Source organism: Blastopirellula marina (assembly GCF_002967715.1).
GTDB classification, from domain to species: domain Bacteria; phylum Planctomycetota; class Planctomycetia; order Pirellulales; family Pirellulaceae; genus Bremerella; species Bremerella marina_B.
On sequence record NZ_PUIA01000085.1, the window covers coordinates 133,153 to 146,994 of the forward strand.

General features: G+C 56.1%; 11 protein-coding genes. 9 read left to right on the forward strand and 2 right to left on the reverse strand.

Going from position 1 to position 13,842, the window contains the following annotated elements; translation table 11 throughout:
* Window positions 1-161: 161 nt before the first annotated feature.
* The 3 genes from C5Y96_RS25490 to C5Y96_RS25500 are packed head-to-tail and all read left to right on the forward strand — an operon-like array spanning window position 162 to window position 5,141.
* Window positions 162-2,600: a DUF1592 domain-containing protein gene (locus C5Y96_RS25490; protein WP_105359298.1), complete on the forward strand. Its 2,439-nt coding sequence runs from the start codon at window positions 162-164 to the stop codon at window positions 2,598-2,600.
* Window positions 2,601-2,603: 3 nt separating this feature from the next.
* Window positions 2,604-3,998: a DUF1552 domain-containing protein gene (locus tag C5Y96_RS25495; protein WP_105359300.1), complete on the forward strand. Its 1,395-nt coding sequence runs from the start codon at window positions 2,604-2,606 to the stop codon at window positions 3,996-3,998.
* A gap of 6 nt (window positions 3,999-4,004) precedes the next feature.
* Window positions 4,005-5,141 carry a hypothetical protein gene (locus C5Y96_RS25500; protein WP_105359302.1) on the forward strand — a complete coding sequence of 379 codons (1,137 nt, stop codon included), beginning with the start codon at window positions 4,005-4,007 and terminating at the stop codon, window positions 5,139-5,141.
* 84 nt (window positions 5,142-5,225) lie between these two features.
* Here C5Y96_RS25500 and C5Y96_RS25505 read toward each other — a convergent pair whose 3' ends face one another.
* Together C5Y96_RS25505 and C5Y96_RS25510 are read right to left on the reverse strand one after the other, a co-directional pair.
* On the reverse strand, window positions 5,226-6,110 hold the full coding sequence (locus C5Y96_RS25505) for an alpha/beta hydrolase (RefSeq protein WP_105359304.1): 885 nt from the start codon (window positions 6,108-6,110) through the stop codon (window positions 5,226-5,228).
* 111 nt (window positions 6,111-6,221) lie between these two features.
* The gene (locus C5Y96_RS25510; protein ID WP_146115809.1) at window positions 6,222-7,331 is read right to left on the reverse strand and encodes a hypothetical protein; all 1,110 of its coding nucleotides are present in this window, start codon (window positions 7,329-7,331) and stop codon (window positions 6,222-6,224) included.
* A gap of 132 nt (window positions 7,332-7,463) precedes the next feature.
* Between C5Y96_RS25510 and C5Y96_RS25515 the strand changes: the two genes are divergently transcribed.
* From C5Y96_RS25515 to C5Y96_RS25540, 6 genes are all read left to right on the forward strand, one after another.
* Window positions 7,464-8,951 carry a metallophosphoesterase gene (locus C5Y96_RS25515; protein WP_158261427.1) on the forward strand — a complete coding sequence of 496 codons (1,488 nt, stop codon included), beginning with the start codon at window positions 7,464-7,466 and terminating at the stop codon, window positions 8,949-8,951.
* 185 nt (window positions 8,952-9,136) lie between these two features.
* A complete protein-coding gene (locus C5Y96_RS25520; protein WP_233199130.1) occupies window positions 9,137-9,463 on the forward strand; it encodes an ArsR/SmtB family transcription factor in 327 nt (108 codons plus the stop codon).
* Between the two features lie 106 nt (window positions 9,464-9,569).
* Window positions 9,570-10,391, forward strand: coding sequence for a sulfite exporter TauE/SafE family protein (locus C5Y96_RS25525; RefSeq protein ID WP_105359314.1), 822 nt, complete (start codon window positions 9,570-9,572; stop codon window positions 10,389-10,391).
* Window positions 10,392-10,408: 17 nt separating this feature from the next.
* Entirely contained in the window at window positions 10,409-11,833 is a 1,425-nt protein-coding gene (locus C5Y96_RS25530; RefSeq protein WP_105359315.1) for an MBL fold metallo-hydrolase, read from the forward strand.
* 46 nt (window positions 11,834-11,879) lie between these two features.
* Window positions 11,880-12,632 carry a DUF1641 domain-containing protein gene (locus C5Y96_RS25535; RefSeq protein WP_105359316.1) on the forward strand — a complete coding sequence of 251 codons (753 nt, stop codon included), beginning with the start codon at window positions 11,880-11,882 and terminating at the stop codon, window positions 12,630-12,632.
* 11 nt (window positions 12,633-12,643) lie between these two features.
* A complete protein-coding gene (locus tag C5Y96_RS25540; protein WP_105359317.1) occupies window positions 12,644-13,828 on the forward strand; it encodes an FAD/NAD(P)-binding oxidoreductase in 1,185 nt (394 codons plus the stop codon).
* The last annotated feature ends 14 nt before the right edge of the window (window positions 13,829-13,842 follow it).

Genomic DNA, 13,842 nt, shown 5'->3' on the forward strand with positions numbered 1-13,842 from the left:
TTTCCGCTGCTGCGCATAAGTGTAGACCGTATAGGCAAAAACCGCTTGAAGGCATCTTTTTCGATTGACCTATCCATCAGATCCGATCTAACATAAAGCATCCCACCCATAGTAGGCCCCTGCCGCTTGTCCTTCCTTCTGACCTCATCTGCCGAGTGATAATGATTCGACAGCTAGCTCATACCACAGCCTGGACTTTGATTATTGGTTTGTGGTTACCTACGCTCGTTGTTGCTGAGCCTGCCCATCGGCCGTTTTCGGAAGAGATCGGTCCATTCATGCAAAAGCATTGCGTGCATTGCCATGGACCTGAATCGCAAGAAGGGGACTTTCGCGTTGATACCCTGTCGGAAGATGTCGGTGCCGCCAATTCGGTCAATCGCTGGCTGGAAGTGATCGAGAAGATCAACAACGGCGAGATGCCCCCTGAAGACGAACCGAATCGCCCCACGGCCGAACAAGGAGCCGTGGTCGTCGAATGGCTGGCGGCCCGTATCGAAGAAGGCCGCTCGGCTCGCATGGCCAAGCGACAGCCTGTTTCGTTCCATCGCTTGACCCGCGTTGAATATGCCAACACGGTCGAGGACCTGCTCGGTGTGCGTTTCGGTGTCGCCGATCCGGGCGGGCTGAACGAAGATGCCGAGTATCACGGCTTCGATCGCATCGGTTCGGTGCTCTCTCTTTCCGCTTCTCATGTTGAAAAGTACTACGCTGCCGCGGAAGCCATTCTGGACGAGGCCTACCCCGATAAGCCAATCGAAAAGTCGGTCGTCCGTAAGGTCGCCCTCGACCTGCAGGGAGGCCCCAGCAGCGAGCAGCGGCAACAACTGGAAGAACAAGGACTAGCGGATAAAGTCCGTGTCGACATGTGGCCAGGCCATCAACTGCGAGGTGGCCGCCCTGGTCCCGGCAACGATATGGTAAAGAATGGCGGCTACTTCAAAGTCCGTATTCAGGTCAGCGGTATGAAACCGCCTGGCGGCCGAGCCCCTCACCTGACCTTCTATGCGGAAAAGATCGACCGCCTGTTGTTCGAGCAAGACATCCTCGCCCCGGAAGATAAACCAACGATCGTCGAGTTCACCTGCCATCTACCGCCCGGCACAACCACGTTCGACGTGACCAACGATGTCCCTGGACCATCCAACCTGCCGCGATCGGGCCGCTCGGGCGCGATTCCCTTTTTCAGTCTCAAGCAAGGTCGTATTCCCTGGCAGATCAAACTGACCGACGAAGAAGGCGTACCTCTCTATCCGTTCTTGATCATCGACTGGATCGAATGGGAAGGCCCGATCATCACCGACGAGGTCCAAGCCAAGCGGGCCCGGTATATGCCTACCGAAGAAGGGAACCTGGACCAGGTTCGCCAGTGCCTGACGCGATTCTGCGAAGATGCCTTCCGTCGCCCCGTCTCAGAGAGGGAAACACATCGCTACGTTGCTATCGCCTCCCAGCAGATCGAATCTGGTGCCAGCGCGAAAGCAGCCGTAAAAACGGCCATGCTGGCGGTGATGTGCTCCAAGGACTTCCTGTTCCTGGTGGAAGGAGACTCCGCGCAGCCAACCGATAGCCTGAACGATTTCGAGATCGCCAATCGCCTGTCGTACATGCTGTGGAGCACCATGCCGGATGAAGAACTCATCGCGTTGGCTCACGAAGGCAAGCTTCAAGACAAAGCGATTCTGAAGCAGCAGTTGGATCGCATGTTGGCCGATCCGCGTGCAGCCAAGTTCAGTGTCGAGTTCCCTCGGCAGTGGCTGCAGATGCATAAGCTGGGGATGTTCCCGCCTGATCAAAATCTTTATCCCGAGTACGATCCGCATCTCGAACGCAGCATGCGTGGCGAGACGACAGCCTTCTTTCAGGAAGTGCTGGATCAGAACCTGAGCCTGCGCGAATTCCTCGATTCCGACTGGACTATGGTGAATCCGCGTTTGGCGATGCACTACAACATGGACGGGATCGATCAGGATAAATTTCAGCGTGTGCCTCTGGCTGAAGCAGATCACCGCGGTGGTCTGCTGACTCAGGCCGCGATTCTTTCGCTGACATCCGACGGAACACGTCACCGCCCGGTTCATCGTGGCGTGTGGGTGATGGAATCGATCTTCGGCAAGTCCCCTCCTCCACCACCGGCCAATGTCGATCCGATCGAACCCAACCCGGTCGATTCCCCCAAGGCGACCATCCGTATGAAGTTGGAGGCCCACAAGCACGATCCTAACTGTGCGGCCTGTCATCGTAAGATCGATCCACTCGGTCTGGCCTTCGACAACTTCAACGCAATCGGCCAGTGGCGAACCGAAGAAGTGGTTCCCTCCGGCACCGGTGCCAATCCGAAAGTCGATCCCAGCGGTGTGCTACCAGATGGCCGCGAGTTCGCTGGCCCCCAACAGTTCCGCCAACTGCTGCTGGCCAATGTCGACGACTTCAACCACACGTTCATCAAAAAGCTTGCTACGTATTCCCTCCGCCGCACGATGACCATCGACGATCGGGAAGATCTCGAAGCCATCGCGGTCCAAAGCCGTGCCGACGAGTACCGCGTGCGCGACTTAGTGGAAACGTTTGTTTTGTCTGACCTCTTTCAAAGACGATAACCCATGGCCAACTTCAACTCACGACGATGGATGATCAACCGCCGACACGTGCTCCGTGGCATGGGTGCCAGTATGGCGTTACCCCTTCTGCAATGCATGGATCCTGGTCGCCTGATGGCCGACGAGAAGGTCGCTGCCGAGCAGGGACAAGGCAAACCGAAACGCGCCGTCTTCATTTACGTACCCAACGGCGTCAACACGCTCACCTGGCAAATTCAGAAAGCCGGAGCAGATTACGAGCTAAGCGGGCCGATGAAATCGCTCGAGGAGCATCGTCAGCAGATCACACCCATCAGCGGTCTCTATCATCCCAACGGGATCGGCCAGGCTCACGAGTGCGACAAGATCTGGCTCACTTCCGCCAAGATCAGCCAAGAAGGGGGTGCCTTCCGCAATAGCGTCTCGGCCGACCAGATGATGGCCGACGTGACTTCGCAGCATACGCGATTCCCTTCGCTCGAACTGGCAATCACCGGCGGCACGTTAGCCTGGTCGAAGGATGGCATTCCGCTGCCAGCCGAACGTCGCCCAAAAGCGATCTTCGATCGTCTCTTTGGCGTCGAAAAGGGTGGACTGGAAGTCGCCAAGGCAAAACTCAATCGCCGCGGCAGTGTGCTCGATGCCATCCTGGAAGATGCCAACGATTTCCGCGGCAAGATTGGAACGGAAGATCGTAACAAGCTCGACGAGTACCTTCACGCGGTTCGCGACGTCGAACTTCGCACCCAGCGCAGCTACGACTGGCTGGAAGTTCCCAAGCCAGAGGTCGCCGCCGAAACCAAGGCCAAGCTGACTCGCGACATCCCCAACACGGAAGCCGGCGATCTGTACCGGACGATCTACGACTTGATGGTGCTCGCACTACGCACCGACATGACTCGCGTCATTACCTGCATGAGCGGTAGTGAAAGCAACGGCCTGGCGATTCCTGAAATCGGGGTCGCCCAGTCACGGCACGAACTCTCGCACCACAATGGCGATCCAGAACAACTGCGTCGCCTCACCGAAACCGATACCTTCCTGGTTCAGCAGTTCTCGTACTTCCTGAACCGTCTGAAGTCGTACCAGGAAGACAACGAGACGCTGCTCGACCGGACGATGGTCCTGCTGGGTAGTGGCATGGCCTATGGTCATAGCCATGGCAATGCGAACCTGCCGATGGTGCTCGCTGGCGGTGCGTCGATGGGCTTTAAGCACGGTACCCATGTCGACTTCAACTTGCCGACTCTCGGCCAGTACAACATGACCGAAGCACAGAAGCACTATCACGTCTGCTCGCGTCCCGTCGATAGCGACGCCCACTTGAGCAACCTGCTGCTGACGATGATGCAGCGAATGGACGTCAAGGTCGACCAGTTCGGCGACAGCCACCGTGTGATGACAGAACTATTGGGGTAACAAGCGGTGCGAATTCATTTCACCTGGCTACTGCTTCTTGCGACGTGTTTCGCAGCGCCCATCGCGGCGGAAGAAACGTTCCGTACCGACGCCAGCGAAGACGAGAAACTTCCGTGGTATCAAACCGTACCAGGTCAGTTCCCTCCTGAGGGATCGGCCCATTACTACACCGGCGAACTGGTCAGCAAAGATCATATCCACCGCAAAGGAATGATCCGCGTCTCGCGCACCGACAAGCAGCGCCGCAGCCACTGGGACCTGCCGGTTGACTTTCGCCTGCTGCCATACGGATCGCTCGCGTATCACGGTGCACCAGCGGCCTTGAAGGATATCCCCATCGGCACGCATCTTCACGGTTTGTGGTACATCAAGGACGAAGGGGAAGAGACGAAGTCTCTCTTCTACAACCGCAAGAGCATCGAGTCCGACTTCACCAAGGCATTTCGCCTGGTCGATGACTTCACCTACTACCAACAAAAGAATCAGCTGTGGCAGGTCGACCGCGTTGACCTCAAAGAGATGAAGCTGTATCTGGTCAGCCAGGCCGAAGGGGAGGAAAAACCCACTGCCATTGAAGTTGATCTGACGCCAGCCACGCGGGTGTACCTCGGCAAGCAATTCGCCACCCTCGAAGACATCCAGCCAGGACAGAACGTTTTGTTCAACTTGACCTGGGCAACGCTTTACGGCGTTGGCCGTTGTACTGAATTGTGGCTCGACGAAGAGAGCCGCCAGATCGCTACTGCCCAGCAGCGTGCCCAGCACCTGCTGCACCAGAAAGACCGCGGAATCGCAGGTATCATCGATGCCGTCGACAACCAGAACCGCATCTTGACCGTAACGTTCTTTGGCGGGATCGATCCGACGCTCCTGGAAGACTTTAAGCCAAACACGACTGCCCAGGTATGCGTATCGGAACCAACGCTGCAAATCTACGACCAGGTGAACGACAAAAAAGGGGGACCGATTCTTTCGGTCGAGCAGGTCGAGAAGCGGCCCGGCAGTAGCGGCATTCAGGTACGCGTTCAGCCTTCGCTGCTCTTGGAAGGCTACCGGCCCGGACGAATCGTTCGCATCTTCCCTAGCGGCTGGCCGATCGTGACGCTTCCCGAGGAAGAAACCCTGTGGCCGGAACGTGATTAGCCCATCGTTCTTCTCCACTTACATGAAAAAAGCCTCGCAGCATGTGCGAGGCTTTTCTTGTTTTGATTATCAGTCAAGCGAAAACTACTTCTTTAGCTTCGCGATCAGGTATTCCGTCGAGCTGTTATACTCAGGCTTCTCCACGCCTGGGACCTTCAAGTAGACATCGACGCCCACCTCTTTCAGCTTTTCAGCCAAGGTCAAACCCATCACACCGGAGTGGGTTGGATCTTTGGGGGAGGAACCCAGTTTAGGAACTTCGCCACCGTAGAACAGGGCGATCGGTGGATCGTCTTTGCTGACGAGCGAGTATGGCGAGTATTCCTTGATCCACGGCATTACTTCTTCGCGTTTCTCCATCACCACGTCCAGATTGGGCAGACCAAACGCGTGGGCACCGTAGCGATAGTTGGGCATCCACTCGCGTAGCTGCTTGGGATCGAGCGAAACCTGGGCACCATTGACCGCAGCGCAGAACAGGCGGGTCGATTCGCGGGCAATCGGATCGTCGCTCTTGGGATCGGCCATGTCATCATGAAAGGCCAGCCACAGCGAAGAACATGCGCCAGCCGAACCACCGGTAGCACCGATTCGTTCTTTGTCGAGGTTCCATTCTCCCGCTTTCGAGCGGACAAATTGCAAAGCACGTGCGGCATCTTCCAGAGGGGCTTTGACCGGAGGCGTTACACCCTCTTCGACGGCTTGTTTCACGTAGCGGTAATTGATAGCAACCACCGAGATACCGTTATCCAGAAAGGCCTTGGGATTGGTCTTCTTGTCGCCCCCTTGCCATCCACCGCCGTGAATGTAGAAGACAACCGGCGTCGGCGAATCGGATTCGGCCTGGTAGAAGTCGAGCACTTGCCGAGGGTGTTCGCCATACGGGACATCCTTCAGCTGCTTGCCTTCGGCAAAGATGGCCTGTTGAATCAACAACAAGGCAGCAATCGACAACAACATACGTTTCATGAGGGAACTTCCTTTGGTGGGAGGGAGACTAGACTGTGGGTAGGTTCGACTAAAAAATAGCCGCTTTTCACCCAGGTTGCAAGAAAACTCGTTGCCCAGACGTACTTTGATCTAGGGGGCTTTCGCCATGGGGACATCACCCTGAACCTTGGCTCCGGCTGCGTTGAATTCGACATTCTCATAGCGGCAGTCGTGAATGGTGACGACACCCCCATCGATTCGCACACGTGCTGGCAATTGTTTGTCCCTGGTCTCGATCGATACCCGCTCGAGGTTCAGCGAAAACGACTCATCCCCTGCCCTGGGCCCAGCCACCAGAGCCGATGCGGTTGTCCCGTTGATGATCTGACAATCAACCAGGCTGTGCTTTCTGCCAATCAGCAGCACATCGACGTTCACGTTCCCGTAGAACTCGCAGTTACGATAAATGGTCTCGGCCTGATTCACATCGGCGATGCCGTTCTCGTTGCCATAAAACTTGCCACTAGCAATCGAGCACTCTGCTGATTCATGAGCCGAGAATCCTTCGTCGAAGCAATCGAACCCCTCGATCGTTTCAAACACCAGTTGTCGGCAGTCTCCATGCACGTTGAAGCCGTCGTTCAAAAAGTTGCGGGCACGCAGATTACGGATCACCAGTCGTTCACAAACTCCACTCGTGGCGATTCCGTTTACACGGGTCGACCACTGAAGCTTCGATACATCGCCCCGAACGTACAGCCAGCCGGTCTTTTCATCGATGTTCTCGAAGCAGAACTGATTGGCCTTCAACTGAGCGACCGGCGGGAACTCGGGCGAGTTGGAACTTTGCGTTCGCCCCATGCGTTCCATCCGTCCGTCGAAGATCAACAAGTGACGATCCAGCGGCGTGCGCGGAAGCTTGCGGCGGTAGAGTCCCTCCTCGACGAGTTCCCAGCCGGTATCGGGCAACGGATCGGCCCCATCGAGCGTAACGCCGTTTCCTTCTATCGTAATGCCTGACTTCGCCCGAAAATGTCCCGCTTGCCGGTAGACGGCTCCTTGGGGATGCAGGTGAATCACGTCTCCTTCCACGGCCTTATTGATCGCGGCCTGCAATGTCTGTAGCGGGGCATCCAACGAACCAGCGTTCGCGTCGCTTCCCGTAGGCGAATTGACATGCCACTCAGCGGCATCCAGCTGAGTCGTTCCCAGAAGCAAACTATCGATGCAGAGAACCAGCGAAAGAATGAAAACGCGCATAACAAGCTTTGAAATCGGTAGGACCATTGGAGGAAGGTGGTCTCTATAGTGTATCTTCTACTCCAGGCGAGAGATATCTTGCCCCAGGCGAAGAGCGAATCTCTTAGACTTGTAATGGACGAAGCCGAGCGCATGAGAAGCGAAAACCGTCGATTCGTATTTCTACTGGTCTGCTGGTGGGTGGCATGCTTCGCCACCGTGGCGAAAGCGGCCGAGTTCCTGGTGATTTCCGATATTCACTTTGATCCATTCACGACTCTCACCCAACCGACATTCAAGGTCCTTGCCGATGCCCCAGCCAGTCGTTGGCCGGAACTTCTTAAAACCTATAATCAAACGCTGGGAGCCACTGGCAACGACTCGAACTACCTACTGATGGTCTCGGCGATAAGCGCGGCGAAGGCGCATACGCCTAAACCGCTATTCATTCTTTACCCTGGCGACTTCCTCGCACACCAGTGGCAAGAGCGCTACGAAAAGGTCGCCGGCAAGTCGATTGCGGACGACCCCGCCGCCTATCGCCAGTTCACCATGAGAGCGATTGAAGTCGTCACGAACGAAATCCGTAAACAGTTTCCTGACGTGCCTGTTCTGGCAACGCTCGGCAACGACGACTCGTTCTGCGGCGATTATTGGATCCAGCCCGATGGCATGTTTCTTCACCAATTCGCTGACCACTGGCAGCCGATGCTGGGCAGCACGATCGATGCCGATGCGTTTGGCCAATCGTTCCGATCGCTAGGGGCTTACCGCGCCGAACTGCCTGGACTGGCCGCCGATCGTTTGCTCGTGCTGAACTCGGTCTATTGGTCCGGCAGCTACTGCTCGTCCTATTTCGATCCGAAAGATCAGAACTGCTGCCAGTGTCATAATCCCGGCACCAAGCCGGGGCATGCCCTTATGGATTGGTTGACTTCTGAGTTGGAACTGGCCCGCAAGCAGCAGAAGCGGGTCTGGTTTCTGATGCATGTCCCACCGGGACTCGATAGCTACATCGAAGAGAAGGATAGCGGCCACAGCCTGGCAGCCGAGATGTGGCAGCCTGAGTTCATGCAGCGTTACCTGAAACTGATTGACGAGTATCGCGATGTCCTGCACATCTCGTTCACTGGACACACGCACATGGACGACTTCCGTATTGATCGGCTCGACGGCAAGCCGGTACTGCTGCACAAGATTGCCCCAGCGGTCAGTCCCATCTTTGGCAACAACCCCGGCTTCCAGACATTCCAGATTGATCCCCAGACAAGTGTTATCTCGAACTGGAAGACTTATTCGCTGAATCTGGCCGACCAGCAGAAATACAAATTGTGGAAGCTGGAATATGAAGCCCGCACCACCTATCAACTCGAGTCGCTCAACGCCCAGTCGGCCGAGCAGCTTTTCCGCTTCATGCATGCCCATCCTGATTCGACCTTTGCCAGTGCTTTTCGTCAGCACTACAACATGGGGGCATCGGTGATATCGCCGAAGGATCTGTCCGTTTATCTGTGTACCATCCTGAATGCCACCTACCCACTATTTGCTACCTGTCTGCAGAACCACGGCCTTGCCCAGCCCAAGCTGGCGGAAGAGCCAGCTCAAGTTCGTCGACACGCCGGTGGCATGATTGCCAAGTAACGCTAGCGGCCCGTAGTAATCTCTGCTATTCAGGCTGAAACTCGACCTGGCATACCCTCCAGCTCGATCAGCATCCCAACCGTCATTTCTTCGGTTTTGCCCCCATCTTAATCACCTCGGAAATTAATATTGACATATCGCGACCTGGCGATATATTAGATTAAGAGAGGAATGAAATGGAACCGATGAATCAACAATCCGGCAAGCCCTTGGGAAGCGTAGAGCACTTCACCGACGCGGCGGAATGCCTTCGCACGCTGGCTCACCCGGTCCGACTCAGAATTGTCCAATTGCTGCTTCATGGGCGCTACACCGTCGGCGAGATCGCCAAAGATTGCGAAACGCCAGACAACGTGACGTCCGAACATTTGCGGCTGCTGCAGCGATGCGGCTTTTTGCAAAGCGAACGAGAAGGACGATTCGTGTACTACCAGGTTGCCGAGCCTCACCTTCAGCAATTGATGGCGTGCATCGAAGGACGCTTCCTTCCCGGCAGCACAAAGAATGAATGATACCCATACCTTTTTTTAAGCTATTACCTCGTCGCATTGCGACATTACGACCCATTGTATCCTGGTTCACGTAGCCCTTCTGCAAAAGGCGAACATTGGTGTAGCCATGACGATCGTGCTCGCAGTCCTGTTCGGAGCAGTAGTCGGTTTTGCCCTAGGGCTGACCGGCGGTGGAGGAGGCGTGTTCGCCGTTCCTCTGCTCGTCTTCGGATTGGGGGTCGAGCCGCGAGAAGCTGTAGGCATCTCTTTGGCTGCCGTCGGCGGCACGGCGATTTCCGGAGCACTTCCTCGATTGCTGCGAAATGAAATCGAACTGAGAACGGGCCTGCTATTTGCGATCTCGGGCATGTTGGGCGCGCCGGTGGGAGCTTACCTTTCCAAATTTGTCCCCGGAAACGTTTTGCTCATCCTGTTTGCACTGCTGATGTTCGTGGTCGCCTATCGCATGTGGCAGAAAGCCAAGAACCCGGCGGTCGCCGTACCGACGGCCAACTGCGAAAGAGATTCCGACCGTGCCAGTTGTCAGCGAGATGAAGACGGAAAACTGATCCTCACTTCCAAGTGTGCTCGGCTGCTGGTTTTGGTGGGTATCGCCACCGGCCTGCTATCGGGGATGTTCGGTGTCGGAGGTGGATTCGTGATTGTTCCAGCCCTGGTGCTTTTCAGCGGCATGGCCATTCATAGCGCAATCGCTACGTCGCTGTTTGTCATCGTGCTGATCAGCCTGAGCGGGTTTACTTCGCACCTTTTTAGTGGCAATGATTTCAACTGGGGTCTGACCATTCAGTTCTTGATCGGCGGGTTCGCAGGCATGACCCTTGGGAGCCTGCTCGCTCGAAAACTGAAAGGCCCCACGCTCCAAAAGATCTTTGCGATTGCGGTCGCACTGGTCGCCATATTTGTGATCGCCAAGTCAACACTCCTATAACATTAAGGACCCTTACCATGTTACTGAAATACTTTTACGACAAGTCCTTGGCTCATGCTTCTTACATGGTGGGATGCCAACGCGGCGGAGTGGCCGTGATTGTCGACCCAGGCCGCGACATCCAAAAGTACCTGGATGCCGCCCAGCGAGAAGGGGTCAAGATCACCGGTGTCGCCGAAACCCACATCCACGCCGACTACGTCTCCGGTGCACGCGAACTAGCCGATCGCGTGGGTGCCACGCTCTATGTTTCGGACGAAGGTCCGAAGGAGTGGAAGTACGAATACGCTCACCAATACTCGCATCAGTTGCTGCACGATGGCGATCACTTCATGATCGGAAACATTCGTTTCGACGTGCTGCACACACCTGGCCATACGCCAGAAAGCATTTCCTTTATGCTGACTGACCAAGGGGGTGGAGCCCAAGAGCCGATGGGAATCTTCACCGGCGACTTCGTGTTTGTGAACGCGGTCGGTCGCCCCGACCTGTTGGAGCAGGCCGCCAAGATCATGAACACCGCGAGAGCAGGTGCCGTCGATCTTTTCCATTCGCTCGAGAAGTTCAAGCAACTGCCTGAGTACCTGCAAGTTTGGCCAGCCCATGGTGCCGGAAGTGCCTGTGGAAAGGGACTCGGTGCCGTTCCATCGTCGACCGTTGGTTACGAGAAGCGGTTCAACCCAGGCCTGCAGTTCAACGATGAAGAAGCGTTCGTTGAATACATCCTGGCCGATCAACCGGAAGTGCCTCCGTACTTCGCCGTGATGAAGCGAGTCAACAAGGAAGGCCCCAAGGTGATTGGCGAAAAGGCAACGACCAAAAAACTTTCGGCCAGCCAGCTTTCCGCAGCTATCGAGCAAGGCACCGTGGTCGATCTGGTCGCCTCGAAGACCTTCGCCCAGGGACACGCCCCGGGAACGATTAACATCCCCTTCGGCATGCTGAGCACCTGGGGAGGTTGGCTGATCGACTACGATCGTCCAACCAGCTTGATTGGCTCCTCGGAGCAAATCGAAGAGGCCCTGCACGTTCTTTTCAGTATCGGAGCCGAAGACATCAGTGGCTATTTCGAGCGAGACGAACTCGCCCAGGCAAACGTCCTGACCGAAAGCTACGAAACGGTCACCGCAACCGAGCTATCCGAACTGCTGGCCGATCAATCGGTCGCACTGGTCGACGTGCGAAGTGAACAAGAGTGGAACGCTGGCCATATCCCTCATGCCCAGCATCACTTCCTTGGCAAGTTGCCTGAAACGCTCGACACGATCCCACAGGGTCAAAAAGTGGTGATCAACTGCCGAAGCGGTGCTCGCTCGTCCGTTGGTGTCAGCGTGCTCCAGGCTGCCGGTCGCAAGGACGTGATCAACCTTGAGGGGGGCTACACGGCCTGGACAGGCAAAGGTTACTCGGTGGTTCACCCCGAGGCCGTTGCATCCAAGTGATTGGCGGAAGGCCCGTATCACTCCTCCTAGAATTGTAAGGTGACCCATGATCAATACGACGACCCAGGCACGTTCTCAATCTCTGGCAGAGCGGTTGAACGACCCTCGCACGCAAGAGATGTTGCATCGCCTGCTAGACCATGCAGAAGTGCTGGACAATCTGCTTGCGATGGCCCAAGACGTACCCAATCTTGTTGCCATCGCAACGGACTTGTTCGACGCCGTCGCTCGCCAGGCCGCTGATCAAAACATCGACCTCGAGCAACGTGCTACCCAATTGCTTCTGCTTTTCAAGAAGGCGACCGACCCCGAGAACCTCCAGGCATTGAACGTGTTGGTCGATCACCTTCCGCAACTGGAGAAAGCAGCAGAGATGTCGGACGATTTGCCGAACCTGATAGCCGTAGCGACCGATGTCTTCGATGAATGGGCCGCCGAGTTGAAAGCGGATGGCGTCGAACTGGAGCAGAGTGTCCGCAACGGGCTTCGTGCGGCACTCTACCTGGGTGGCCAAATCCGACGTGAAGAACTCGACCGGCTGGGTTACTTACTCAAGTCGGATGTCCTCAGTCAGCATTCCGTCGAAACGGTGAGCCTGATGGGCTCGGCCTTATCGTCTTGTCGCCAAGGAAGCTGCGAACATCCGGTGCCTGAACGCATGGGGCTAATGGGACTGCTCAGCGCCTCACGCGATTCCAATACGCAGCGTGCATTGGCCTTTGCAGTTCAATTCGGGAAGTGCTTTGGCAATTTGCTCGATAAGAACCATCCCTCCACCTCCCCCGATGTCAAGAATTAGGAGCACCTGTCATGACCCATCATCAGATTGTTATTGTTGGCGGGGGAACCGCAGGCATCACGGTGGCTGCACGTTTGCGAAACGCCGATCCGTCGCTCGATATCGCCCTCGTCGAACCTTCCGATAAGCACTACTACCAGCCGCTTTGGACCCTGGTCGGTGGTGGCATCTTTCGCCCCGAAGTATCCGGGCGGGAAGAAGCAAGTGTCATTCCACGAGGGGTGAAGTGGATCAAGGATGCCGTCGCGACATTCCAGCCGAACGACAATCAACTGACCACGCGCGACGGCCAAACACTTACCTATGATTACTTGATTGTCGCCCCAGGTATCCAGGTCAATTGGGATAAAGTCAAAGGACTCAAAGAATCGGTCGGCAAGGACGGAGTTTGCAGCAACTATTCAATCAACACGGTTGCCAGCACTTGGAAGTTCATTCGTGAACTCAAAGAGGGGACGGCCCTCTTCACGCAGCCAGCCGGAGCCGTCAAATGTGGCGGTGCCCCCCAGAAGATCTGCTACCTGGCCGAGGATCACTTCCGTCGATCAGGCGTCAGAGACAAAGTCAACGTGATATTCACCTCGGCAGGACCACGACTGTTCGCCGTGGAAGAATACCGCGAGGTGCTGGAGGAAGTAGCTGCCCGTAAAGGGGTGGATACCCGCTTCCGTCACAATCTGACCGAGCTACGGCCTGAAAGCAAGGAAGCCATCTATCGGCACATGGACACCGACGAAGAAATCGTTATCAAGTATGACATGATTCACGTGACACCGCCGATGGGCGCACCAGACTTTGTCGCCCATAGCGAATTGGCAGGCGAAGGTGGCTGGGTTGATGTCGACAAGTACACCCTGCGTCATAACCGGTTCTCCAACGTCTTCTCGCTCGGCGATGCCTCTAGCTTGCCGACCTCCAAGACTGGGGCAGCCATCCGCAAGCAGGCCCCAGTGCTGGTCGACAACCTGCTGTCCGTGATTCACGATCGTCCACCGGTCGCGCAGTACGACGGATATACGTCGTGCCCTGTAGTGACAGGTTACGATAGTCTGGTCCTGGCCGAGTTCAACTACGAAGGACGCCCGGCCGAAACGTTTCCCTTCGATCAAGCCCAAGAGCGATTCAGCATGTTCCTGCTGAAGAAATTCGGCCTGCCGGCTTTATACTGGCACGGCATGTTGAAAGGTCGTGTTTAGAAACCTCCATGGTT